We start from the raw sequence: 24605 nt of genomic DNA, 5'->3' as shown, positions 1-24605 counted from the left end.
GGCGGGAACCTCAGGAATCGTCACCGTGATCACGCACGAACGCTGCCACCTCGTCCGCGAACTCGGGCCGGCAGACCAGCAGGTCGGGCAACCACGGGCTGTCACGGTTGTACTCCAGAGCACTGCCGTCGGCGCGACTCGTGAAGAGGCCCGCTGCGCGCGCCACGACGACCGGCGCCGCCGAGTCCCACTCGTACTGACCGCCCGCGTGGACGTAGACGTCGGCGAGATCCCGGACCACCGACATGACCTTGACGCCCGCGGACCCCATGGGCACCAGCTGGGCACCGGTCTTCGCAGCCAGCGCGTCGACGAAGGCGGGCGGGCGGCTGCGGCTGACCGCGATGCGCATCGGGCCGTCGGTACGAGGCGGGACCGTCGCGGGACGAGCGGTGCTGAAGGTCTCGCCGAGTGCGGGCTGCGCCACCGCTCCCGCGACCAGGTCGCCGTCCTCCCACAGCGCGACGTGGACGGCCCAGTCGTCACGCGGCGGCTCGGAGAACTCTCGGGTGCCGTCGAGCGGGTCGATGATCCACACCCGGCGCGCCGACCGGCGAGCCGAGTCGTCGGCCGCCTCCTCGCTCAGCACGGCGTCCTCGGGGCGGTACTCGGCGAGGAGCCGCGCCAGCACGGCCTGGCTCGCCGCGTCACCGGCATCCTTGAGCGCCTTACCCTCCAGCCCGGCTCGGCGAACCTCCAAGAGCTCGGCGCCGGCCTGCTCGGCCAGCCAGATTGCGAGGTCGTGGTCGTTCGTCGACGTCATGTCGACATTGTGGCCGACGCGCGAAGCCCGTCCGCACGCGCGTCACCTCTGGGACCGCTGCTCGCGGCTGCGTGCGCTCGCGTCCTGGGCCTCTCCGAGCCCGATGGCTCCGGCGAGCATCACGATGACCAGTCCCGTCATCATGATCCCGTAGTAGAAGATCTCGACCATCGTCGTCAGGATCACCGTGTTGCACACCAGCGCCAGCGTCGTGGGGCCGCGGATCGTGCGGACGAACAGCAGCAGCAACCAGCCGACGAAGAGCGCGACCCCGACGAAGCCGTGCGAGAAGAGCACCATCCACAACTGGCCCTGCGTTCCCGCTGACGGCGCGCCCGCCGTGTACGAGGGTCGGGGAGCGCCGTACCCGAGCAGCGGCGACTGCAGGGTGCGCTGGAACGTCTCGGCATAGAGGGACGCACGGTCGTCTGTCGTGCTGCTGACCTCGAGCCGGTTCTCGAGTCGCTCCTCGACGGGGATCACCTGAAGCGCAGCGAGACCGACCACGCCGACGCCGGCGATCGCAAGGAGCGCCCGCCAGTCACCCCGCAGCATCACGCGGAAGGCGAAGTAGACGCCGGCGACACCCAGACCGACGAACATCCCTCGGTTCAGGCTGAGGAAGGCCGGCACCAACGAGACCGGCACAGCCAGCGCGGCGGGGACGAACCACCGACTGTGCTTCGCGTGCAACCGTGCGCAGTGGAGGAGGACGAACGGTGTGAGCAGGGAGTAGGCGTTGCCCCAGCCGTTCGTGTACAGGTAGGGCGCACTCGGCCGAGGGGCGATGACGTTGTGCGCATCGGGGTTCCACTGCGTGAAGCGCCGGACTGCCATCTCATGCACCAGCTCGTTGTTCAGGATCGGCCCCGGGAGCACCATCGCCAGCGGCGTACGCAGCTCGAAGGCTGGGAACAGGATGCCCAGATAGCCTCCGACGACGGTGATCAGCCAGAACCCGTAGAGCGTCGCGAGCACCTTGTCCGTCGGGAGTGCGCGACGTGCATTGAAGACGTAGACGAAGAGCACGGTGGCCGACAGGTAGAGCGCGTAGCGGTAGAAGAAGCCCACCGCCCGTCCAGGCGTGTCGATCTGGACGAACGAGCACAGCACCCAGACCAGGAACAGCATCCAGATGCCGAAGCCTCGGGGCACCCGGAGCGGCGTTCGACGCAGCAGCACGACCATGACCGCCGCAGCGAGCGGCCAGACCATGTCGCCGAGCCCGAGGACCCACCAGAGCGGGTATCCGAGCAGAACGAGGCTGATCGGCCAGGCCGGGAGCGAGTCACCACGCGTCGGCGTGGCAGCGCGCCGCGTGCTCGCGACCATCGTCAGCGAGACGACTCGGACGTCGTCGCCGCGTCCTGCCCCACCGGCTCACGATCGTCGCGGACCGCGGGGAGCTCTTGGGTCGAGGTGAGGGGCTGGTGATGCTCGTCGGCGTACGGCGCGCCTGGCGGCGTGTCGGAGGTGTCGAGCGATGCGCCACGGTCGACGTCTTCGGGGCGTGCAGAGCCGCGTCTCCGCTCACGCACGAGCAGAAGCCCGTCGATCACAGTCCCGTTCTCGCGAAGACGGTCCGCGACGGTGCGCAGCTCCGTCCGACGCGTCGTGCGCATCCGGGCCACGACGATCGCGCGGTCGGCATCGGTAGCCGCGGTGAGCTTGCTCGCGTCAGAGGCGTCGTGCGGGACGACGACGACGGTCGGGGCGTCGCACGGATCCTCGAGCAGCGCCAGGACCTTCCTCGTCATCACCGAGTCGGGCTCGCTGAGCAAGGTGGACCGGTCGAACATCGTGACGTGGGCGCGGCTGACCGGCGACGTCGACCACGCGCCGTCGTCGTGCTCCTCCAGGTCGAGCGACTCCGTGAGGCGAGCACGGTCCTCGTCACGGAGACCGACGAGCAGCACGCGTCCTGGCGACTCCGACGTCGACTCGGCGAGCACGAGCGCCGCTCTCGCTGCCACGATGTCGTCGGCGTCACCACCGCAGACGATCATCGCGACCGTCTCCGCCTGGACGCCCGTCGCCGTCTCGCCGTGCAACCGCAGCATGCGGACGGTGTCGATCCCGTCCTCACCGACGGTGGTGTCGGTGAGGACGTGGGCGCCGCTGCCGCCGAGGTCGGCGACGAACTGGGAGCGGCTCCGCAGCCTCCTCGAGAGGCGGTAGGCGCCGAACGCCGCCACCACGCCGACCAGAGCGCCGAAGAGGACCCCGCCTGCGACGACGACCCTCTTGCTCGGAGCGATCGACACCGGGTTGGATCCGGCGGGGTTAATGATCGATCCCCCCGACGTGTCGATCCCCGACAGGGCGGCCCGCTTGGTACGGAGCGCGTCGATCTCGAGCTCGATCACCTTGCGCTCACGCGCCAGGCCGGTGGTGTCCCCCGACTGCGCCCTGCGCGTGATCTGGCGGATCTCCGTGTCGAGGTCGGCGAGGGCCTGGGCGATGTTGTCGAGCACGGCAGCGCGGCGACCTGTCGCGGTCTCGCCGCGGTACTCGAGGTACTCGCGCGCGACCACGTCGGCGCGCTCGCGCGCGGCTCCCGCGCTCTGCGCGCTCGACGACACCCTGAGGATCGTGGCGTCGGCGAGAGGCTGGGCGGTGGTCGCCAGCTGGATCTCGCGCGCCGTCGTCCCGTCGTCCATGAGGCCTGCGGCGCGTTCGGCGACCACGTAGGACGTCGCGATCGAGGCTTCCGTGGCGCCGTCGAGCATGCCCGAGGCCGACCGTGACGAGGCGAACGGGTCCGTCGAGATCACGTTGACGTTTACCTCAGACGTCGCCGTGTACGTCGACGGCCGTAAGAAGAGGAACGCCAGCGACGCCAGACCGCCGAGGAGCGCTCCCAGCGCGACCCACACCACGGCGCCGCGCGCGACCGAGAGATAGTGCGTCAGATCGACGGTCCCCGCCGCCTGATCATCGACTCGACTCACGTTCGCACTCCCTGGGACCGCCGATCCGGCTGCACGGCGACCTGCCGTGCCTCTAGAGTGTGCCATGGGGTATTACCGCACCCCTACCGATGCCCCGATTCCTGCCCCCGGAGGGACCAATGCTCGGGATGCCCCCGCGCGCCTCCGTGTGCGGCGTCCCGGTCGACGCGGTGTCGACCGACGACGCGATCCGGACCATCGTGGCCTGGACCGACGGCGTGGACGCCCGCGTCGCCGTCGGCGTCAATGCCAACGTCGCCTACCTCGCCGGCCGCGACGACGCGTTCCGTGGCGACGTCTGGCGCGCAGACCTGGCCTACGCCGACGGCCAGTCCGTCGTGTGGGCCGGGCGGCTCCTCGGCGCCGCTCTCACCGAGCGCCTGGCGACGACCGACCTCATCCACCCCCTCGCGCAGGCCATGGTCGAGGGGAAGCGACAGCGCCTGTACCTCTACGGAGGAGCGCCGGGCGTCGCCGAGGCCGCCGCTGCCGAGCTGAGATATCGCTATCCCGGTCTGGAGACGTGCGTCACACACGGGTACGTCCACGACGACGAGGCGATCGTCCGCTCGATCAACGACTTCGCTCCTCACGTGCTGCTCGTGGGTCTCGGCGACCCGTTGCAGCAACGCTGGGTGCATGGGCACCGGGCCACCCTGTCGGTCGGCGCAATCCTCACGTGCGGTGGGCTCTTCGACTGGCTCAGCGGCAACAACCAGCGCGCGCCCCGCTGGATGATCGCCAGCGGCCTCGAGTGGCTCTGGCGGATCCGGCTCGAGCCGCGTCGTCTCGCCCGCCGCTACCTGGTCGGCAACACGTGGTTCCTCGCCAGACTGTCCGCCGACCTCGTCCGGGGCCCTCGCCGAGCGCCCGTTCAGCAGGACGCGTCGTCGGGGAAGCGGTGCGCGACCACGAGCCAGGGCGCTGACGTCCCCTCGCGTTCGAGCCGGTAGACGTTCAGCGCGCGGTCCGCGGACTTGCCGGCGAGCAGGTCGTTGCCGCCCTCGTCGAGCAGCTTCATGCGAGACGAGTCGACGCAGGCACGCACCATCACGACGGTGCCGTTCTTCCTGAGCCTGCCGACCGTGACGTCGACGAGCCGGGGGCGCCCTTTCTGGCGCCAGCCGTTGGCCTCGTACTCCTGGAGGGCGGCTCTCACCTCACCGAGGGCCGAGTCGCGAGCGATCGTCGCAAGCCGGTCCAAGGTGGAGTCGTCGACGCCTGTCGGGGCTGCCAGGACCCTCGCGGTCTCGTCGACCAGCTGCTCGACCCTGACATCGGGGTCGGCGTCGGCAGGCAGGGGCGCCGGAGACGGAGTCGCGCTGACGGCCGAACCGTCGGCTCCGGCGCCGCGGGCACGGTCGTCGGCCGATGGCGTACCAGCCCTGCGGGAGGATTCTGCTTCCGCGTCGTCCCCATCCGGTGCGAGCGCGAAGGCCAGCGCGAACGCGATCAGAACGGCCACTGCTGCGGTTGAGACAGCCCACACTCGTCGACTCACAGGCTTCCTCACCCAGAACTGGTCCATGGTCGCTACGGCAGCGAAGTGCGCCGTAACGTGCCGGACGATCATCCCACTTCGCTAGCATGCTGGAGGCAGGACCGGCCAAATCGGTCCCTTTCACCACCGAGCACTCGTCAGGAGAACACCGCGTCGTGACCAGACGTGTCGAGGACGCGGGTCGAGAAGGCTCGGTCCACCGGCTCGCCGGATCCGCGCTACTGAGCTTCGCCGGGTCGTCGTTCAGCGCACTCATGGGGTTCGTGCTCACCTTCGTCCTGGCACGCTCACTCGGTCCGAGCGGCGCGGGTGTCGTCATGCAGGTGATCGCGGTCTTCATGATCGCGGTCAGCATCGCCCGGCTCGGGATGGACAGCGCCGCGGTCTGGTACCTGCCTCGGCTGCTGTCGGGTCGTGAGAGCGAGATCCGCGGTGCCGTGCTGACGATCGTCGGGTGCAGCGTTCTCGCGGGTGTTGCGACGACCGCCCTCGCGATGGTGATCGTCCCCTACCTCACCGAGGACGAGGTGAGCGCAGTCTTCCGGCAGATCGCCTGGTTGCTGCCTGTCGCCGCCGCGTTCCTCGTCCTCCTCGCCTGCACCCGGGGCATGGGTGGGATCGGCGCGTACGTCGCGATCGGCGGGATCCTCGTCCCTGCGCTGAGGCCCCTGCTCATCCTCGCGGTCGTCGCCGCCGGGGGCGCGGTGTACGCCAGCGCCGTCGCGTGGGCTGCGCCGTTCGCGCTCGGCCTCGTCTGCGCGGTAGCCGTGGTCTGGGCCCAGGTGCGTCGCGCCGAACGCGCGGTGACCGATGGTGCTCCTGCTCGCCCCGCTCGCCCGGTGGCGCGCGAGATCCTGGGCTTCGCCCTCCCCCGGACCGTCGCCACCGGGCTGGAGCAGGCGATGGTCTGGGTCGATCTGCTCATCGTGGGAGCGATCGCCGGGTCGGCCGCGGCGGGCATCTACGGGTCGGCGTCGCGCTTCCTCGCGGCGGCCCTGCTCATCGACACCGCGATGCGAGTCGTCGTCTCCCCCGTCTTCAGCCGGCTCCTCTGGAACGGCGAGACGGCACGACTGCGCGAGCTCTTCACGAGGGTCACGACGTGGTTGGTGCTGCTCAGCACCCCGTTGAACATCTTCCTCGTCGCGTTCGCTCCTCTCGTGCTCAGCTGGCTCGGGCCGGGCTTCGAGGAGGGCAGCCTGGCGCTGCAGATCCTTGCTGCAGGCATGGTCGTGGTGCTCGGAGCCGGCAGCGTTCACTCACTCCTTCTGATGAGCGGACGCAGCGGCTGGGTCGCCCTCAACAAGGCGATCGCCCTGGCGATCAACGTGATCGGCAACCTCATCGCGGTTCCGCGCTGGGGCATCGAGGGCGCCGCGGTCGTATGGAGCATCAGCATGGCGGTCGACGCCGGGCTCGCCACCTACCAGGTCAAGCGCTTCGTCGGAGTCAGCCTCGACATCCGGTCGGTCTCGTACGCCTATCTCGTCTCGGTCGTCACCGTCGGCGTTCCCGTCACCGCCCTCGTCCTCGTGCTCGGCACCGGCGCGGCGTCCTTGGCGGCGTGCCTCGCGGTTGCTGTCCCGGTCTTTCTCGCGTGGTGCTACCTGGACCGGCGGCGCCTCGCCCTCACCGACGTCGGTGACGTCGGTCGTACCGAGGAGCACCTGGCCGGATGAGTCACGAGATCACCGTCATCATTCCCGCCCACAACGCAGCGGCGACCGTCGAGACCGCCATCAGGAGCACGCTCCGTGCCCTTCCGCCGTCTGCTGCGGTCCTGGTCCACGACGACGCGAGCACCGACGACACATGGGACCTGCTCAGCAGCGTCCGCGATCCGAGGCTCCACCTCTGGCGCAGCGGAGACCGACGGGGGGTGGCAGACGGGCTCAACCTCCTCCTCGAACGCGTGACCTCTCGGCTCGTCGCCCGGATGGACGCCGACGACGTGGTCTTGCCATGGCGGTTCCGCCGACAGCGTCAGGTGCTCGGCCAGGGTCACGACGTCGTCTTCTCCACCGTCGGTCGGTTCGGAGCCGGCGTGGCCTCGCTGCGGCTCAACCCCCCGGTCCGTCTCGGCCCCGAGGCGATGAACCTCAACCTGCTGGTCCAGAACCCTGTCGCGCACGCCACCTTCATCGGCCGGACCGCGCTGGTCCACGACCTCGGCGGGTATCGGAAGATGCCCTCGGAGGACTACGACCTGTGGCTGCGGATCGCTGCGGACGGGCACTCCCTCGTCCGCGACGCGGTCCCGACCCTGCTGTCGCGGGAGCACCCGCTCCAGGTGACCGCCGCTCGGTCCTGGGTCGCGCAGGCACGGCAGTCCGACGGCTTCCGCGACGCGTACCGCGCGCTGAGCCTGCGTGTCCTGGGTCTCGAGCCCGTGTGGTTCGACGGGCTCCGCGGCAGGGAGTCGCGTGCCGACCCGGCGGTCGACGCCGCGCTGATGCAGTTCGCCGACGCGGTCACGCTCGCCGCCCAGCATCTGTCGCGGCCGGAGCGGATCCTGCTCGACCGGCGCCTCCGCGGCCGGCTCACCGCGCTCGAGGAGCGCCGTCGAGCCTCGCAGGGCGGGGGTTGATCACGCCGGCGAGTCGGGGAGGCGCATGACCGCAGGGTTGCCGACGGCGGTCGCACCCGGCGGCACCGATCTCGTGACCACCGCACCGGCCCCGACCCGAGCCCCCGTCCCGACGGTCAGGTCACCGATCACGATCGCGCCGGCACCGAAGCGCACGTCGTCCTCGACGACCGGGCACGGAAGCCCGCCCCGCTTGTTGCCAAGGGTGACGTTCTGCCGCAGGACGACGTCGTCACCGAGGACCGTCCCGTCGTTGACGACGATCCCGACGCCGTGGAGGACACGCAAGCGGCGCCCGACGGTCGTCTTCCACGGGATCTCGATCCCGAGGACCCACTCGACGAGCAGGCGATAGACGATCCCGACAGGGACGGCCCACCAACGGACAGGCCGGTCCACCGGGGAACGGGCCGCGTGCGCGAGGCGGAAGGCGACGACCACCAGCTGCCCCTTGGGCTGTCCCTTGTTGGCGTCGAGATCCTCCCGGATGACGTCGAGAAGCCTCACGTCCGGCTGCCGATCGCAGCATCGAGATAGCTGCGCAGCAGGGTGCTCGAGGTTCGCTGGGTGTAGGGAAGATAGACCACGTCGACGCCGAGCTCACCCATGGTGCGCTCCAGCTCCTCCCCCTTCAGCGTGTCCCGCCAGTCGTCTCCCTTGAAGATCACGTCGAATGTGCGTGCGCGCCAGGCGACCGTCTTGTCGAGCGACACGTCCGGGACGACCTCGGCGACGCAGCGGAGCTCCGCAACGATCATCGCCCTCTCCTCGTAGGGAACGACGGGAGTCGCGCCCTTGAGGTCGAGGACGTAGTCGTCGGTCGCGACGCCGGCGACCAGGTAGTCGCACCTCTCGCTCGCGCGCTTCAGGACGTTGAGGTGGCCGATGTGGAACATGTCGAAGACGCCGCTGGCATAGCCGACACGAGGCTGGGTCATCGAGAGTCCTCTCTTCGAGGCAGCACTTGGTCGTTGAGAGCCCGGAACTTCCTCACGAGCGACGCACCCATGAGGAGCGTGTTGAGGCCGAACAGCAGGGTGTACACCGCGAGGAACAACCGCGGCCACGGGAGAAGCACGAAGACCAGGTTGAGCACACCGGTGTCGGACGGGAGCTGGATCAGCGACCCCAGCAGCCCACCACTCGACCCGCTCGCCGTGCCCGCCGGCACAGGGGTGACCTGCTCGGCCAGGATGAGCGCGAAGAACCGCACGCCCGTCACCAACGAGAAGAGCAGCGGCACGAGCAACCAGCGGGCGTCCACGTCACCGAAACGGAACAGCGACACGGCGATCGCGAGATGCATGCCCGGGTTGCGAGCCGCGTCCACCACGTGGTCCAACCACTCGCCGGCCGGTGACCCTCCTCCGGTCAGACGCGCGAGCTGCCCGTCTGCTGAGTCGAAGGCGTAGCCGACGACGAGGAGCAGCGTGATGCTCAGTGCTGCCGGGACGGTCGGTGCGAGAACGCCGGCCAGGACGAGCCCGACAAGGGTGATCACGGCACTGATCGCGGTGACCTGGTGAGGGGTGAGCCTCACCTGCGCCGCAGCAGCAGCGATCACACGACCCATCGGCCGATTGACGTAACGGGTGTAGAGCGGGACTCCGGCGCCAGGCTTCTGCGCGCTACGCAAGGCTCGCAGCGAACCGGCGAACGAACGGCCTCCCGTGCCGACGTCTGCGGGTCGACGGCTGGCCACGTCGTCGGTGTGCGGGTTGGTCATTGCGACGGATCCGAAGTCGCCTGCAGGTCGAAGCTGAGATCGCGCGTCGCGCGGTAGTTCACGTGAATCTCGGCGGCCAGCGTGTTCTTACCGTCGACGAGCACCGACTTCGGCACCTCGATGATCAACGGGTCGGCCTTGGCCGCCGCGGTCCGAACCCCTGCATCGGCATAACGCCCGTGACCGATCGAGCCCTCACCGAGGTTGGCCCGGCCCACCTCGACACCGTTGACGTACACCGCGACGCCGTCGTCGGCCCAGGTCCGCAGCGTCAGGCCGTCGATCGCTGAGCGGTCCACCGTGAAGGTCCGTCTGACGTAGCTCGTCACGGTGCGGCCCGACGCCGCTCCCTCGACATCGAGGCTCGTCGCGATGTCGTCGGAGCCGAATCCGAGCGGGGCCGAGCCGCGGGACCAGGACGTGTCGTCGTAGGCCGGCTCCTTCCACGCCGGGGCCGGCGCCGTGACGTCGTTGCGCCACGTCCAGTCGGACCCGAACGCCACGACGGGCTCGGGCTCGGCGTCGGGTTCGGGCTCGGCCGCCTCCTCCGGCTCGGTGCCGTCCGCCCACGTCGCGGTGGCGAGAAGGTCGAAGCTGAGATCGGGGGTGGAGCGGTAGTTGACGTGGACCTCGGCAGCGAGCGTGTTGACTCCGTCCCGCAGGGCCGAGCGCGGGACCTCGACCGTCACCGGCGTCACCTTCGCCGCAGCATGCTTCGGTGCGGAGTCGGCGAACCGCCCGTAGTCGACGGCCGCGGTCCCCACGTTCGACCGGGCGATCTCCTTGCCGTTGAGGTGCAGCACGATCCCGTCGTTCGCCCAGGTGGTGAAGCTGATCGACCGGACGTCGGACGGGTCGACCTCGAACGTGCGGCGGAAGTAGTTCGTGATCGCGCGGCCCGAGGACGCTCCCGCGATGTCGATGTTCGTCCCCACGTCGGGGAAGCCCCATCCGAACGGGGCGGGACCCGCGCTCCACGCGCTGTCGTCGAAGTCCGGAGACTTCCACGCGGCGTCCGGCGCGCTCGCCTGGTTGCGCCAGGACCATCCCGAGCCGTACGGCACGAGCACCGGGTCGGGGGCATGGGGGTCAGGAAGGACCACCCGAGAGGAGCTCACCGATCGGTTCCCGCTGTCGTCGGCCGCCCGGACGAAGAACCGGTTGTCTCCGCCGAGAGGCACCACCACGGTGGTCTGCGTCGAGGTGGTGATCACGCGGTCGTCGCGGATCACGTCGTACGAGGAGGCGCCGGCCGACGCGTTCCACGAGAGCCGGACCGTGTCGTCGGTCGGCGTGCTGGCCGTGACCCCCGTCGGCGTCACCGGTGCGGTGGAGTCGACCGGATCGAACCGGACGAAACCACCGGCCCACGAGCTGCTCGACGCCCCGGTCTGGACCCTCGTGAAGTCACCGCCGACCCACAGCATGTCCTGAGAGTCCACGAAGGACGCCCATGCTCCGGCGCCCGCCGACGAGGTGATGTTGGGAGAGAAGTCGGGGATCGTCTTCCCGGACTGGGAATCCCAGGCACCGATCCATCCAATCTTGTCCGCCTGCGTGAACGACGTCCCGGTGCTCGGCCAGAGGTAGGCGTCCTGATAGTTCCAGTTGTTGCAGTGACAGCCGCCGTAGACCGCACCGCCACCGGTCGCGATCGTCTGGATGTCACCGCCGGCGTTCATGATGCTGCCGTTCGTGCGATCGAAGGTGCTGGTGGAGAACCTGAACATCGAGTGCTCCGAGCCCCCGACCCACACGCCCGATCCCACCTGCTTGATGGCCTGCTGATAGTTCGACCGCGTCGACGCGCTCCAGGTCGGCGTCCACGTCGGCGTAGCCAGGGGTGCGCCCGGCTCGCGCAGGACGGCTGCTGCCTTCAACGCCGGAGTCCCCTGTGACGCCTCGAAGTAGCCTGCGGCGTAGAGCCGCGCACCGTCGGCCGACGCGTCCACGGAGACGACGGTGCCGTTGAACTCTGGGTTCCACGTGGTGACCGGTGTCCCGTTGGCCGTCGACAGCTGGACGGCTCCGCGCGCGTAGCTGGCGGAGCCTCCTGAGGCCGGTGACGCGTGGGTCAGCGCACCGCCGACGAACACCGACGTGCCCTGCACGCTGAGCGAGCGTACGACGAGCGGTGCACCCGAGACACGGTTCTCGAGCCTGACGCCCCAGGTTGTCGAGGTCACCCCGGTCTGCGGGTCGAGTGCGACGACCGCCGTCGCGTCCTGTCCGTTGGCCCGAGTGAACTGACCTCCGGCGACGATCTCGCCGCTGGGGAGGGTGGCGAGGGTCTTCACCTGGCCGTTGAGCCCCGGCGTGAAGGTCCGCACCGGTTCACCGGTGGCGCGGTCGAAGGCGGCGAGGTAGGGCTGCTCGATCTTGTCGCCGCCGGACGCCGATGCCCCTCGCTGGACGTAACGGAAGTTGCCCCCGACGTAGACCACGCCGTCGGACTCGGTGAAGGCCTGGACCTCCACGTTTCCTTCGCCGCCGTAGTTCGTCGCCAGTCCGGTGACACCCCAGCTGTTGGCCTTGGCGTAGGAACGGGCGACGCGTCGGTTGGTGACCGCGTCCGAGCCGCTGTCGGGAACTGCGGCGTAGGTCGTGTTCTGCTCGGTCAGGCGCGGACGCAGCCACACCTCGGTGTACGGCCGGGCGTAGCCGGCGGTCGAGGAGCTCGACCAGAGGAAGCTGGAGTCAGACGTCGTCCCTCGGACGTTGCTGCCGTACGCGAAGCCCGACGTCCACGCCTGAGCGCTGGTGAACTCGGTGTTCACTCGCTCGTAGGAGTTGTCGGAACCGAAGTTCGTCGTTGTCCCACCGGATCGGGTCGTCCCACCGTCGAAGCGGTAGCTCTTGACCAGGTGACCGGCGCCGAAGGACCACACCCAACGGTCACGGTTGGTCAGCGTGACCCGACCTTCTTGCCATGCGCTCCCGCTCGTGTCGCGCGCACGCCGGAGCCGGATGCCGTCGGTCAGGTCCTTGACCGGCGACCCGTTCAGCAGAGCGTCGATCGTCCGCGACGCAAGCTGCGTCGTGGCGAAGGTGGTGCGCTCGCCCAGGAGCGACGCGGCAGCGCCCTGGCCCTCGTACTGCGCCTGCCACCCCTCCCGACCGCGCCCGACGAGCACCCAACCGCCGCCGTCGGTCGTCATGTCGCAGCGGAAGCGCGCCGGGGCGTTCATCTGCGGCGTCAACAGCCAGTAGGCGCCGTCCGACGCGGACGGCGTCGCCTGCTTGATCGCCCAGCACGACGGGGCCGCGAGCTCCTGGCTCGAACCGTCGCGGCCCGGCGCCTGTGCCGCGGCCGGCTGGGGAGCCACGAGGCTCGCGCCGAGCAGGCCGCCGATGAGGGCGAGACTCGCCACCACGGCGGAGACGACTACACGTCCGCGCGACCACACAGGCCGTGCACAACCAGCTGAATTCACGTCGATGCTCCCACACACAGTCGCCGACCCGATGTCGGCCTAGCCACGCTATGGGATGCGGAGTTCCCGCATCCTAGACAATTCACAATCCCGTTCGATCCCGTTCGATCCCGGTCAGACGCCTCTGCCGAGTGCCTGCGCCGACCGTTGGATCCACTGCGCGGGCACCCCTGCCATGACCACGAGCGAGGCCAGCGCCTGCTTCTGGGAGGGCTTGTGCCGCAGGACGCTCCGCGCGAGCCGCCAGGCTTGGCCGCGCTGACCGCTGGCCGCCATCGCGAAGGCAGTCTTGCCATCCAACCATGCCGAGTCGGCTGACTCTCCGGCGAACTCGGGGTGCTTCGCACGCAGGTAGGAGTGGGCCGCGGCGATGGTGCGCCAACGGTCGGCGAAGAAGGAACCCGAGTGCCAATAGACCGTCGCCAACGGGCCGGCGAGCGCCAGCACAGGCGACTCCCGGGCGACCCTCAGGAGGAGGTCGTAGTCCTCGCCGTACGACCCGGGGAGTGCCTCGTCCAGCCCTCCGATCTCGACGACGCGCTCGCGCTCGAAGACGAAGGTCGACGGGTGCAGGGCGGTGACCCGGTCGCTCACCAGCTCCCGCAGCGTCACGAGGCGGGCATCGGCGAGCCGACGGTGGCGCCTGCCGCGGACGTCGATCTCGACTCCACCTGCGCAGAACCACGCGTCGGGGGCGACCAGCAGAGCGTCCATCTGCGTCTGCAGCTTGCCCGGCAGCCAGACGTCGTCGTCGTCGCAGAAGGCCGCATAGTCTCCGGTCGCCGCGGCAAGACCGGTGTTGCGTGCGCCGGCCAGCCCTGAAGCACGGCTGTTGGCGATCACGACGACGCGGCGGCGCTCACCGGTCAACGACTCGAGACGGGCGACGAGAGCGCCGTCGGGCCGGCTCTGGTCGAAGACCACCACCGCCTCGATCGCGCCGTCGTAGTCCTGCGTCAGCACCGCTTCGACCGCGCGGACCAGCAGCTGCGGCCGGTCACGTGTCGCGATCACCGCCGAGACGGAGGGACCTGGACGGGGCGGGGGAACGGGCACAGCGATCCTTGGCGGGCGTAGCAGCGGCCGCCCCTCTCAAGAAGCGACCATGAACATCTGATCGTAGCCTCGACAGAGGACGGAGGGTGTCGTTTGAGGACTCTTGCAACGATCGTCACACTGCTCGCGCTCTCGGGGTGCGCCGTGGGGAGCGCCGAGTCGGCGCCGAGGAGCAGGAGCGAGAGTACGAGCACCGGCGCCCCGGCCGGCGCCGCGACGCAGGAGCGCACCGTCTGGCGCGACCCCTTGAGCTCGACGACGAGGTGGACGGCGCTCCACCCGCGCCGGACCCGGCTGACGGTCGTGCGGTCACGCGCGACCGGCAACCGGTCTGCGAGATTGCGATCGACCGTCACACGGCGCGCGGTGGTCCGGACACGGTCGCGGCGGATCCGTCTGCCGGCAGGAACGTCGGTCGTGAGGGCCGGCATCGATCTCCGCTCTCGGCGCAGGGCGACGAAGGTCACCGTCGAGCTGGTGGAGCTGCGCCGCAACCGTGTCGTGGGTCGGGGCAGACGCGTCGCCCGGCTTCCCGGCTCGCAGTGGCGCCGGGTCAGGGCCGCACGCGCGGTGAAGCGCGGCGACCACGTGCGGGTCCGCCTGTCGGCACTCGTCGGCGGCAGGCACCGTGCCGTCCGGTTCGACGACGTCCGTCTGGTCGCCGTGGTGAAGGCCACACGTCGAACGACGGTCGGGCCGAGCGCCCCCGGATGGTGCAAGGTCGCCGACTACCGCGATCCTCGCTACGGAAGGCTCGACTGGGCCGACGAGTTCAGCGGCACCACCATCGACACCAGCAGGTGGCGGGTGCGCGACAACCTCTCGCTCAGCTACGACGTCGCCCGCGTCCTGGCGAGGAACGCGAAGGTCGAGAGCGGCCATCTCCGGCTGCGCGCGGACCGCGAGACGGTGGCCGGGAGGCCCTTCACCTCCGCCTACGTCGACACCATCGGGAAGTACTCCCGCCGCTACGGGACCTGGATCATGCGCGCGCGGGTGCCGACCCCGCCGGGGATCTCGCGTGGGGTCTGGCCCGCATTCTGGCTCCGCAGCGACACCTCCCTCGGCGAGATCGACGTCATGGAGGCCAGCGGCGAGCCGACGATCCGGGACGACTACCGAGCCGGGTCGTACTACTGGACGCTCCACGCCGACACGACGAAGCAGCAGCATCCGGGCAAGACCGGCGGATGGGGGACCTCCGTCGGCGATCCACCGATCGCTGACGACTGGCACACCTACGGCGTCACGTGGGACGCCGGATGCGTCACGTGGCTCTTCGACGGCAAGGTTGTCGGCCGTGTCCGCCGTGCAGATGTCGCGTGGTTCGAACGCGCGATCGCGGGGCGGTTCAACATCCGGCTGAACATCCAGGTCGGACAGGCCTGGAACGGCTTCCCCGACCCGGCACGTCCGGAACTGACGGTCATGCCGGCGGACTACCTCGTCGACTACGTCCGCGTCTACGCGCCACGGTAACGAGGCGGCAGCCGGCCGATGACGCTCAGTGCGCCCCGTCGCCCTTGATCACGGCCCGAGCCGTGCGAGCCGCGATGGCCAGGTCGCTGCGCAAGGTCCAGTTGTCGACGTAGTCGATGTCGAGGCGCACCGAGTCCTGCCAACTCAGGTTGGAGCGGCCGGAGACCTGCCAGGCGCCCGTCATCCCGGGTCTGACCTGCAACCGGTGACGGATCCAGTCGTCGTACGCATCGACCTCGTGCGGCAGCCCCGGCCGTGGCCCGATCAACGACATCTCCCCACGGATCACGTTGAAGAGCTGGGGCAGCTCGTCGAGCGAGGTCTTGCGGAGGACCCGGCCGACCCGCGTCACCCGCGGGTCGTCGCGCAACTTGAACAGCGGTCCTGCGCCCTCGTTGAGCTCCGTCAGCGCGGCGAGCTGGTCCTCGGCGTCCACCACCATGGTGCGGAACTTGATCATCTCGAAGGGCGCGCCGCGTAGACCGGTCCTCGTCTGACGGAAGAACACCGGTCCTGGCGAGGTGAGCTTGATCGCCACGGCCGCCACGAGGAACACCGGCGACAGGACGAGGATCAGCACGACGGCGCCGATCCAGTCGATGACGCCCTTGAGCCACAGCGCCAGAGCAGGCCGTCGGGGCGGGCGCACCGACAGCATCAGACGCCGCCCCAGCATGCGGGGCTGCACCCGGCGGGGCATCGCGCCGTGGATCTCGGTGGCGACGGTGAGCTCGACCAGGGAGTGGTCGAGCGCCCAGTTGAGCCGACGGACGTCGTAGGCGCTCAGGTTGGGGCCTGGCGCGACGACGACCTCGTCGACAGCAAGATCGGCCGCGGCGGCCGTCACGTCGCCGAGCCGGCCGACGACGGCCACCCCACCGAGCTCGGACGGGAGCGTGTCTCCCTCGTCACCGACCAGACAGATGCCCTCCATCACGATGTCGGGGCGCTCGCTCCACTGGGCGATGAAGTGACCGACGCCGGTCCGGTCGCCCACCAGCAACGTCGACCGTGGGGCGGCCACGAGATATCGCACCACCACCGCGCACGCGCACAGTCCCGCGGAGGTGACGATCAGGATCATCGTGTGCCGCGCGGTGACGGGCTGGATGATCTCCGCGACGGTGAGCGTGAGGACGCCGATGGACCCGGCGACCACGAGGTGCTTCGCAGGCCGCAAAGACCTGGTGCGCTCATAGGCTGGAAGGGTGAAGAACTCCACGGTCAGCGTGAGCGCGATCGCCGCGACGACCAGCCAGACATGTCCTCCGACGCTCGCCGCCATGACGGCAGCCACGAGAGCGGCCCCCAGCGTGGACAGCAGGAACGCGATCGCTGCCATGCGCGACCGGTTGTGCATCCTCGTGGCGAGCCTCGACGACGCGCGCGTCTGTCGACCGGCCAGCGAACCTCCCACCGGTGAATCGCGCCCGACCTGCATGTCCGTCAAGGCTGTCCTCCAGCGTGGTCTGATCCCCGACGCAACGAGTGAATCAGAGGAAGGGCGCACGTCGTGGACGATTTCCCCAAAGGACGACAGTGAGCCAGCGCACGGCCCCGCATGTCGGTGCCCATGACGATCAGCTGTTGAACTCGCGCTGTGCGACCTCGAGGCCTGAGGTGAGCAGTGTCTCGACGGCGTCCGCCGCGGTCTCGACGACCAGCGGCAGCTCCTTGCGCTCCGTGCTCGAGAACGGCTTGAGCACGTAGTCGGCAGGGCTCTGGCGACCGGGCGGACGACCGATGCCCACCCGCACCTTGTAGTAGTCGCCGGTGCCCAGCGACGCGCGGATGGACTTCAGCCCGTTGTGGCCGTTGTCCCCGCCGCCCAGCTTGACGCGCATGGTCTCGTACGGGAGGTCGAGCTCGTCGTAGACCACGACGAGCTGCTCGGGCGGCACCTTGTAGAACGTCGCCAACGCCTTGACGGCACCGCCGCTCTCGTTCATGTAGCCGCGTGAGCGGCCGAGCACGACGCGGACGCCGGAAGGGCCGCCGAGGCGACCCTCCACGACGTCCGCGCGCGTGGGCTTGTGCGACTTCCAGCGGCCACCCGCTCTCTCAGCGAGGGCGTCGGCGACCATGTAGCCGATGTTGTGACGCGTCTGGGCGTACCCGGGTCCGGGGTTGCCCAGGCCGACGACGAGCCATGGCGATTCCGTCATGGCGTCGTCGTTCTCCTGCTCGCGTCGGTGAGCCGGGGCTCGGAAGATCCGTCCCAGGATCACTCGGCGGGTGCGGCCTCGGTCTGCTCGGCCTCGGCGGCCTCGGCGGCCTCGGCCTGCGACTCGTCACGCTCGATGCCGGCCTCGGCCTCGGCCTCCTCCAGCTCGGCCTCGACCTGCGCCGCGGTGGGCTCGGCCACGATGTTGACGATCAGCAGATCGCCGTCGACGGCCAGCGACGAGCCCTTGGCCAGATCCAGGTCGGACGCGTGGATCTGAGCACCGGCGTCGAGGCCCTCGACCGAGACCTCGATCTGCTCGGGCAGGTGCGTCGCCTCGGCCTCGATGGGGACCGAGGAGTTCTCGGTGACGACCATCGAACCGCTCACCGACTCGCCGGTGACGACGATCGGGATGTCGACGGTGACCTTCTCGCCCTTGCGGACGACCAGGAGGTCGGCGTGCTCGATGAAGCCCTTGATCGGGTCGCGCTGGACCTGCTTGGGGAGGACCAGCTGGGCGTCCCCGTCGACGTCGACCGACAGCAGCGCGTTGGGCTGCTTGAGCGCCAGCATGAGGTCGTGGCCTGGCAGCATCACGTGGATCGGATCGATGCCGTGGCCGTAGAGGACGGCAGGAACCTTGTTGTCGCGACGGATACGGCGAGCGGCGCCCTTGCCGAACTCGGTACGCGTCTCAGCCTTGATCTTGATCTCGGACACGGCGGAACTGCTCCTTAAAAGCGGGGTCTTCGTGCGGGTCGCGCCTCGGCGACGGTGGTCTTTCGGACGGCCGCATCGCGCACTGAGTCCAAGACACCAAGTCGATCACGGCTGACGGAAAGCCAACCCTCGCCGAGGCAACTTCCCCATCATACAAGGGCGGAGGCAAGGCTGTCGAAGCGGGCTTCGAGACGGGTACGGCGGAGGCTCAGGCCTTGCCGTCGAACAGGCTCGTGACGGACCCGTCCTCGAAGACCTCACGGATGGCCTTCCCGAGCAGCGGCGCGATGGAGAGCTCGGTCAGCTTGTCGAACCGCTTGTCCTCGGACAGCGGCAGCGTGTCGGTGATGATCACCTCGGCTGCCGAACAGCTTGCGAGTCGCTCGACCGCCGGCCCCGAGAATACGGCGTGGGTCGCCGCGATGACGACGTCGGCGGCTCCGGCGTTCATCAGCGCCTCGCACGCCTGGACGATGGTGCCGCCGGTGTCGATGAGGTCGTCGACCAGGACGCAGGTGCGACCCTCGACCTCACCGACGACGCGGTTGGCGATCGACGCGTTCGGACGGTCGATGTCGCGCGTCTTGTGGATGAACGCCAGCGGCACGCCGCCGAGCTTCTCGGCCCAGTTCTCGGCCACCTTGATGCGGCCCGCATCCGGCGACACGACGGCGAGCCGCTTGTCGCCGTAGCGCTCGAGGACGTACTCGGTGAGGATCGGCATCGCCATCAGGTGGTCGACCGGGCCGTCGAAGAAGCCCTGGATCTGAGCGGTGTGGAGGTCGACGACCATCAGACGGTCGGCGCCGGCGGTGAGGAACAGGTCGGCCATGAGGCGCGCGGAGATGGGCTCGCGACCGCGGTGCTTCTTGTCCTGTCGGGCGTATCCGTAGAACGGCTGGATGACCGTGATCCGCTTGGCCGAGGCCCGCTTGAGGGCGTCGACCATGATGAGCTGCTCCATGATCGCCTCGTTGATCGGCGCGGAGTGGCTCTGGATCACGAACGCGTCCGAGCCGCGTACGGATTCCTGGTATCGCACGTAGATCTCGCCGTTGGCGAAGTCGTACACCGACGTCGGGACGAGCGAGGTGCCGACCTCCTTGGCGACCTCCTCGGCGAGAGCGGGGTGGGCTCGACCCGAGAAGAGCATGAGGTTCTTCTCGGTGGTGCGCTTGATGCCGGTCACGTGGGACTCTCCTGGGCGTCGTCGCTCTGATCGCCGGCGGCCGCACGGGCGGCCGCCTCGGCGGCTGGGGTCCCGGGGCGTTTCCTCGCGACCCACCCTTCTATCGTCCTCTGTGATCCAGCCGACACCGCAAGTGCCCCTGGCGGAACGTCCTCGCGGATCGTCGCTCCCGCACCGGTGAAGGCGCCCTCACCGACGCTCACCGGGGCGACGAACGTGTTGTTGCACGAGATGCGGGCGTGAGCGCCGATGGTCGTGCGGTTCTTCTTGACGCCGTCGTAGTTGGCAAAGATCGAGCCCGCGCCGATGTTGGCGCCCTCTCCGATGTCGCCGTCACCGACGTACGAGAGGTGAGGGACCTTCGCGCCGGGAGCCAGTCGGGTGTTCTTGGCCTCGACGAACGCACCGAGCTTGCCGCCGGCGCCCACCGTCGTGCCCGGGCGGAGGTAGCTGAACGGACCCACGGTCGCCTCCGCCTCGATCACCGACAGCGAGGCGTGGGTGCGGACCACGCTGGCGCCGTCACCGATCTCCATGTCCTGAAGCGTGCAGTCGGGGCCGATCAGGGCGTCTTCGCCGATGCTCGTCGCGCCGAGGATCTGGGTGCCGGGCAGGATCGTGGTGTCGGGCCCGATCGAGACATCGACGTCGATCCAGGTCGTCGCCGGGTCGACCACGCTCACCCCGGCGAGCATGTGGCGCTCGACGATGCGGCGGTTGGCCTCGGCGGCGAGACGGGCGAGCTGGACGCGGGTGTTGACACCCTCGGTCTGCACGGCGTCGGCGATCTCGTACGCGCCGACCTCGCGGCCTTCGGCGACGGCGAGACCGATGAGGTCGGTGAGGTAGTACTCGCCCTGGGCGTTGTCGTTGCCGAGCGTCCGCAGCGCCTCGCGCGCCCATGCGAGATCGAAGGCGAGGATGCCGGAGTTGATCTCGTCGATCCTGCGGTGCTCGTCGGTGGCGTCGCGCTCCTCGACGATCTCGACGACGCCGCCGTCGGCGCCGCGGACGACGCGACCGTAGCCGTGGGGGTTCGCGACCTTCGCCGTGAGGACGCTGAGGGTACGGCCGTGCTGCCGGTGGTCCTCCACGAAGCGCTCGAGCGTCTCGGGCTCCAGCAACGGCACGTCGCCGTACAGCACGACCACGCTGCCGACCGCCTCGTCGCCGAGGGAGGCCAGCCCGACCGCGACGGCGTGGCCCGTGCCGAGCTGCTCCTCCTGCACGGCCTGGATCACGTCGGGATCGACCTGGGCGAGGTGCTCCGCGACCTGTTCACGCTGGTTGCCGATCACCGCGACCACATGCTCCGGGGAGATCCCTCGGGCGGCGTGGAGCGCATGACCGAGCAACGTTCGCCCGGCGAGGGGGTGGAGGACCTTCATGGTCTTGGACCGCATCCGGGTGCCGCCACCGGCGGCCAGCACCATCACGATGGTCGGAGCCTGCTCGCTCACGGGTTCCTCTCGTACCGACGACTCGGGCGGATGAGCTCCCCGGGTAGGAGTCGAACCTACGTCGCTTGATCCGCATTCAAAGTGCGGCGGGCCCTGCCGACAGACCAACCGGGGATCATCCGCCCCCAGCGTACGGAACCAACGGGCCCCTGCACACACCGAGCCGGACGCCGGACCTCCTCAGTCCCGTCGCAGGGCCGACTCCCGACGCAGGGTCACCGCGCTCACCGCGACCCCGAGGAGCGCGGTCACCACCGGGACGAGCAGCGCGGCCCGGAAGCCGTCGAGCCCGATCGTCACCGCGGGACCGGACACGGCAGCCAGGACCACCGCGACCGCGGCGAGCCCCAACGCCGACCCGAACTGGAAGGACGTCGACAGCAACCCGCCGGCAAGGCCCTGCTCGTGCGCAGCGACCCCGTTCGTCGCCTCGATCGTGAGCGGCCCGTACGCCAGCGCGAACGCGATGCTCACCAGGACGAAGGAGGGCAGCAGTGCCGCGTATGACCAGTCCGCCCCGAGCCGGAGCAGCGACGCGTAGGCGACGGCGGCGACCACGAACCCGCTGAGGAAGACCACCGTGTTGCCCCAACGCGCCACGAGCAGCGGCGTGACGGTCGGGGCCAGCACGGCGTCGAGGCCGAGCACCGCCATCGCCATCCCGGTCTCGACCTCCGACCATCCCCGCAGCTCCTGCAGGTACAGCACCATCACGAACTGGAACCCGACGAACGCGCCGACGAGCAGCAGCGCCGCGAGGTTGGCGCGGACCAGGCGCCCGGACCGGAGGATGCCGAGCCGTACGACCGGCGCCGGCGCCCGCCGTTCGAGGGCGACGAAGAGACCGAGCAGCGCGAGGCCCAGCACGCCGACCGCCACCGTCCTGAGCGCAGGCGCCTGCGGCGACTGCACCAGCGCCAGCACGACGAGCAGCATCGCCGAGGTCAGGGTGAGAGTCCCCCTCACGTCGAACCGCTCCCGCGCAGACCCGTCGCCGCGCTCGTCGCGTGGGACGAGCGCGACGGCACCGGCGAGCAGCACGGCCGACATGATGACCGGCGCGAAGAAGACCCACCGCCAGTCGATCGCCGTGAGCAGGCCACCCACCATCATCCCGAGGGAGAAGCCGCCGGCGGCGGCCCCGGAGTAGATCAAGAGGGCGCGGTCACGACGCGGCCCCTCAGCGAAGGTCGTGGTCACGAGCGCCAGACCGGCCGGGGTGAGGAAGCCGGCCGCGACTCCGGTCACGAAGCGGGAGACCACAAGCATCCACCCGTCGACCGCCACACCTCCCAATCCGGAGAAGAGGAGGAAGACGACCAACCAGGTGAGGAAGGTCCGCCGGCGCCCGAGGACGTCGCTCGCGCGCCCCCCGAGCAGGACGAAACCGCCGTAGCCGAGGGCGTACGCGCTGACGACCCACTGCAGCCCGGTGGTCGACATGTCGAGGTCTGCCCGGATGGACGGCAGGGCGACAGCCGTCATCGACAGGTCGATCCCCTCGAGGAAGATGGCGCCGCACAGGACGGCCAGCATCGCCGCGTCGCGGGCGCGCGCCCGCGATCGAGAGGGTTGCGCGGCGGTGTGCTCGGTGGGGACGCGTTCGTGCATGACGTGCTCCTCGTGTGGTTACTTCTTGTCACTGAGCCCATCGTGAGGAACCATGAGGACTTATGGAAGAAGGCACTTCAGAAGAACCGACGCACTGCGACGACACCGTCCCGTACGACGCCTTCCAGTGGGACTCGCGCGAGGACTGCGAGGTCCGCCAGATCCTGGACCGGGTGGCCGACAAGTGGTCTCTTCTCGTGATCTCCCTGGTCGGCAACCGAACCATGCGGTTCACCGAGCTCCGGCGGGCCATCGACGGCATCAGCCAGCGGATGCTCACGGTGACGCTCCGGCACCTCGAGCGCGACGGGCTGGTCGAGCGGACGGTCCACCCGGTGGTGCCACCGCGAGTGGACTACACGCTGACGCCGCTGGGGTGCACCCTGCTCGAGACGATCCAGTCGCTGGTCCGGTGGACCGAGGAGCACCAGAGCGAGGTGGCGAGGGCTCGAATGTCGTACGACCGCGCCCGAGCGGGCGTAAAAGTTGCTCAGGCGGGTACCGCCAGCAAGACTTAACCTACGCGCGCGTAGGTTAAAACGCCCGCGCTCGCGCGAGACTGCCGTCGAACACGAGGACCTCCACATGTCAGTACGCACCGAGACCCCCCCGCTACACAACGAGGCCGGCTTCGGCGCCGAGGGCGCACCCCCCGGCAAGCCTGAGCAGATCATGCTCGGGATCTTCGTCGTGCTCCCGATCCTCGCCATCCTGGCCGCGGTGCCTGTCGCCTGGGGCGGCTGGCTCGGACCGCTCGACCTCGTCCTGCTGGCGGTCTTCTACGTGATCTCCACCCTCGGCGTCACCGTCGGCATGCACCGCCTCTTCACCCACAAGGCGTTCAAGCCCAATCGCGGGGTCAAGATCGCGCTGGGCGTGGCCGCCAGCCTGGCGATCCAGGGACCGATCACGCGCTGGGTCGCCGACCACCGCAAGCACCACAAGTTCTCCGACCGTGAGGGCGACCCGCACTCCCCGTGGCGCTACGGCGAGACGGTGCCCGCGCTCACCAAGGGCTTGGCCTACGCGCACCTGGGATGGATGTTCAACGCCGAGCAGACTCCTCAGCGCCAGTACGCGCCCGACCTCCTGAAGGACCGCGACATCGTCCGGCTGTCGAAGCTCTTTCCGATGTGGGTGCTGATCTCCCTCGCCCTGCCGCCCGTGATCGGTGGCCTGGCGACATGGTCCTGGCAGGGCGCGGCGACCGCGTTCTTCTGGGGCTCCCTCGTCCGGCTCTTCCTCGTCCACCACGTGACGTGGTCCATCAACTCCATCTGCCACACGGTCGGCGAGTCGCCGTTCAAGTCACGCGACCACTCCGGCAACGTGTGGTGGCTGGCGATCCCGTCGATGGGCGAGAGCTGGCACAACCTGCACCACGCCGACCCGACCTGCGCGCGCCACGGCGTGCTGCCCGGTCAGATCGACATCTCGGCCCGCGTCATCTGGCTCCTCGAGAAGGCGGGCTGGGTGCGCGACGTGCGGTGGCCCGTCCCGTCCCGGATCGAGGCCAAGCGCGTCGAGGCCACCGCGAGAGCCGCGGCCTGACCTCTCGAGCGCCGCGGACGCGTCGCCGCGTCCGCGGTTAGCTGTCCCGCTTGGTCTGGTGGGTGCCGATGTCGGCCTCGGCGATCCCGATCACGAGTGCCGAGATGGCGCCGAAGATGGCGAGAGCCGTCCCGATCGGCTCCCACGGGTTGCTGTTGAGGGTGCCGCCCCGGACGAGCAGCAGGATGGTGGCCCCGGTGATCACGAACGCCGCCACCACGGCGACCACGAGACTCCACTTGGCCAGGGTGCTGAGATGCATGCGACGCGACCTCCTCAGAGGATTGGATGTCTCCTCCAGAGTCGACCTGCCGCGGCGATGCCGCAAGCAGAGCCCGCGCGGCCGAGGTCGTGACGCCGACCCGGGCATGATGTGAGGCGGCCGGGCACGGTGCTTCGTCCACCATGCC

22 protein-coding genes and 1 tRNA gene are annotated in these 24605 nt (G+C 69.6%); 6 read left to right on the top strand and 17 right to left on the bottom strand.

Features of this window, described 5'->3' with window-relative positions:
• Positions 1 to 10: 10 nt before the first annotated feature.
• The 3 genes from KV100_RS13990 to KV100_RS13980 are packed head-to-tail and all read right to left on the bottom strand — an operon-like array spanning position 11 to position 3714.
• Positions 11 to 763, bottom strand: a complete 753-nt coding sequence (locus tag KV100_RS13990; protein WP_220343630.1) for a 3'(2'),5'-bisphosphate nucleotidase CysQ — start codon at positions 761 to 763, stop codon at positions 11 to 13.
• A gap of 42 nt (positions 764 to 805) precedes the next feature.
• Entirely contained in the window at positions 806 to 2095 is a 1290-nt protein-coding gene (locus KV100_RS13985; protein ID WP_220343629.1) for an O-antigen ligase, read from the bottom strand.
• 2 nt (positions 2096 to 2097) lie between these two features.
• Positions 2098 to 3714, bottom strand: coding sequence for a hypothetical protein (locus KV100_RS13980; protein WP_220343628.1), 1617 nt, complete (start codon positions 3712 to 3714; stop codon positions 2098 to 2100).
• A 119-nt stretch (positions 3715 to 3833) separates the two neighbouring features.
• Between KV100_RS13980 and KV100_RS13975 the strand changes: the two genes are divergently transcribed.
• Positions 3834 to 4667 (top strand): WecB/TagA/CpsF family glycosyltransferase, encoded by an 834-nt coding sequence (locus KV100_RS13975; RefSeq protein ID WP_220343627.1) that lies wholly within the window; start codon positions 3834 to 3836, stop codon positions 4665 to 4667.
• Here the strand turns inward: KV100_RS13975 and KV100_RS13970 are convergent.
• Positions 4589 to 5215 (bottom strand): hypothetical protein, encoded by a 627-nt coding sequence (locus KV100_RS13970; RefSeq protein ID WP_220343626.1) that lies wholly within the window; start codon positions 5213 to 5215, stop codon positions 4589 to 4591. The genes KV100_RS13975 and KV100_RS13970 overlap by 79 nt on opposite strands.
• 155 nt (positions 5216 to 5370) lie before the next feature.
• Between KV100_RS13970 and KV100_RS13965 the strand changes: the two genes are divergently transcribed.
• A complete protein-coding gene (locus KV100_RS13965) occupies positions 5371 to 6894 on the top strand; it encodes a flippase (RefSeq protein ID WP_220343625.1) in 1524 nt (507 codons plus the stop codon).
• Positions 6891 to 7802: a glycosyltransferase gene (locus KV100_RS13960; RefSeq protein WP_220343624.1), complete on the top strand. Its 912-nt coding sequence runs from the start codon at positions 6891 to 6893 to the stop codon at positions 7800 to 7802. The genes KV100_RS13965 and KV100_RS13960 overlap by 4 nt, the downstream gene beginning before the upstream one ends.
• Here KV100_RS13960 and KV100_RS20205 read toward each other — a convergent pair whose 3' ends face one another.
• From KV100_RS20205 to KV100_RS13935, 5 genes are all read right to left on the bottom strand, one after another.
• Positions 7803 to 8309 carry a serine O-acetyltransferase gene (locus KV100_RS20205; protein WP_220343623.1) on the bottom strand — a complete coding sequence of 169 codons (507 nt, stop codon included), beginning with the start codon at positions 8307 to 8309 and terminating at the stop codon, positions 7803 to 7805. It lies immediately after the preceding gene.
• Positions 8306 to 8740 carry an adenylyltransferase/cytidyltransferase family protein gene (locus KV100_RS13950; RefSeq protein ID WP_220343622.1) on the bottom strand — a complete coding sequence of 145 codons (435 nt, stop codon included), beginning with the start codon at positions 8738 to 8740 and terminating at the stop codon, positions 8306 to 8308. Before KV100_RS13950 ends, KV100_RS20205 begins: the two co-directional genes overlap by 4 nt.
• A complete protein-coding gene (locus KV100_RS13945; protein WP_220343621.1) occupies positions 8737 to 9375 on the bottom strand; it encodes a CDP-alcohol phosphatidyltransferase family protein in 639 nt (212 codons plus the stop codon). Before KV100_RS13945 ends, KV100_RS13950 begins: the two co-directional genes overlap by 4 nt.
• Before the next feature lie 149 nt (positions 9376 to 9524).
• Positions 9525 to 12899, bottom strand: coding sequence for a fibrinogen-like YCDxxxxGGGW domain-containing protein (locus tag KV100_RS13940; protein WP_220343620.1), 3375 nt, complete (start codon positions 12897 to 12899; stop codon positions 9525 to 9527).
• 177 nt (positions 12900 to 13076) lie between these two features.
• Positions 13077 to 14018 (bottom strand): glycosyltransferase, encoded by a 942-nt coding sequence (locus KV100_RS13935; RefSeq protein ID WP_308291442.1) that lies wholly within the window; start codon positions 14016 to 14018, stop codon positions 13077 to 13079.
• A gap of 417 nt (positions 14019 to 14435) precedes the next feature.
• Here KV100_RS13935 and KV100_RS13930 point away from each other — a divergent pair, with 417 nt between their 5' ends.
• A complete protein-coding gene (locus KV100_RS13930; protein WP_220343618.1) occupies positions 14436 to 15497 on the top strand; it encodes a family 16 glycosylhydrolase in 1062 nt (353 codons plus the stop codon).
• A gap of 25 nt (positions 15498 to 15522) precedes the next feature.
• On the opposite strand, the gene KV100_RS13925 is transcribed toward KV100_RS13930, so the two are convergent.
• From KV100_RS13925 to KV100_RS13895, 7 genes are all read right to left on the bottom strand, one after another.
• Positions 15523 to 16839 (bottom strand): sugar transferase, encoded by a 1317-nt coding sequence (locus KV100_RS13925; RefSeq protein WP_220343617.1) that lies wholly within the window; start codon positions 16837 to 16839, stop codon positions 15523 to 15525.
• A 238-nt stretch (positions 16840 to 17077) separates the two neighbouring features.
• Positions 17078 to 17662, bottom strand: coding sequence for an aminoacyl-tRNA hydrolase (gene pth / locus KV100_RS13920; protein ID WP_220343616.1), 585 nt, complete (start codon positions 17660 to 17662; stop codon positions 17078 to 17080).
• A gap of 59 nt (positions 17663 to 17721) precedes the next feature.
• Positions 17722 to 18384, bottom strand: a complete 663-nt coding sequence (locus tag KV100_RS13915; RefSeq protein WP_220343615.1) for a 50S ribosomal protein L25/general stress protein Ctc — start codon at positions 18382 to 18384, stop codon at positions 17722 to 17724.
• A gap of 208 nt (positions 18385 to 18592) precedes the next feature.
• Positions 18593 to 19573 carry a ribose-phosphate diphosphokinase gene (locus KV100_RS13910; protein WP_220343614.1) on the bottom strand — a complete coding sequence of 327 codons (981 nt, stop codon included), beginning with the start codon at positions 19571 to 19573 and terminating at the stop codon, positions 18593 to 18595.
• A complete protein-coding gene (gene glmU, locus KV100_RS13905; RefSeq protein WP_220343613.1) occupies positions 19570 to 21033 on the bottom strand; it encodes a bifunctional UDP-N-acetylglucosamine diphosphorylase/glucosamine-1-phosphate N-acetyltransferase GlmU in 1464 nt (487 codons plus the stop codon). Before glmU ends, KV100_RS13910 begins: the two co-directional genes overlap by 4 nt.
• Before the next feature lie 35 nt (positions 21034 to 21068).
• A tRNA-Gln gene (locus KV100_RS13900) sits at positions 21069 to 21148 on the bottom strand.
• A 65-nt stretch (positions 21149 to 21213) separates the two neighbouring features.
• Positions 21214 to 22644, bottom strand: a complete 1431-nt coding sequence (locus KV100_RS13895) for an MFS transporter (RefSeq protein WP_220343612.1) — start codon at positions 22642 to 22644, stop codon at positions 21214 to 21216.
• 62 nt (positions 22645 to 22706) lie between these two features.
• On the opposite strand from KV100_RS13895, the gene KV100_RS13890 reads away from it, so the two are divergent.
• Positions 22707 to 23162, top strand: coding sequence for a helix-turn-helix domain-containing protein (locus tag KV100_RS13890; protein WP_220343611.1), 456 nt, complete (start codon positions 22707 to 22709; stop codon positions 23160 to 23162).
• 67 nt (positions 23163 to 23229) lie between these two features.
• Positions 23230 to 24195: an acyl-CoA desaturase gene (locus tag KV100_RS13885; protein ID WP_220343610.1), complete on the top strand. Its 966-nt coding sequence runs from the start codon at positions 23230 to 23232 to the stop codon at positions 24193 to 24195.
• A 37-nt stretch (positions 24196 to 24232) separates the two neighbouring features.
• On the opposite strand, the gene KV100_RS13880 is transcribed toward KV100_RS13885, so the two are convergent.
• Positions 24233 to 24457, bottom strand: coding sequence for a hypothetical protein (locus KV100_RS13880; RefSeq protein WP_220343609.1), 225 nt, complete (start codon positions 24455 to 24457; stop codon positions 24233 to 24235).
• Between the last annotated feature and the right edge of the window lie 148 nt (positions 24458 to 24605).

Origin of the sequence: Mumia sp. zg.B21 (genome assembly GCF_019550855.1) — a bacterium.
GTDB lineage: Bacteria > Actinomycetota > Actinomycetes > Propionibacteriales > Nocardioidaceae > Mumia.
The sequence above is the reverse complement of the archived record's forward strand: the minus strand, read 5'-3'. Positions and strand labels throughout refer to the sequence as shown.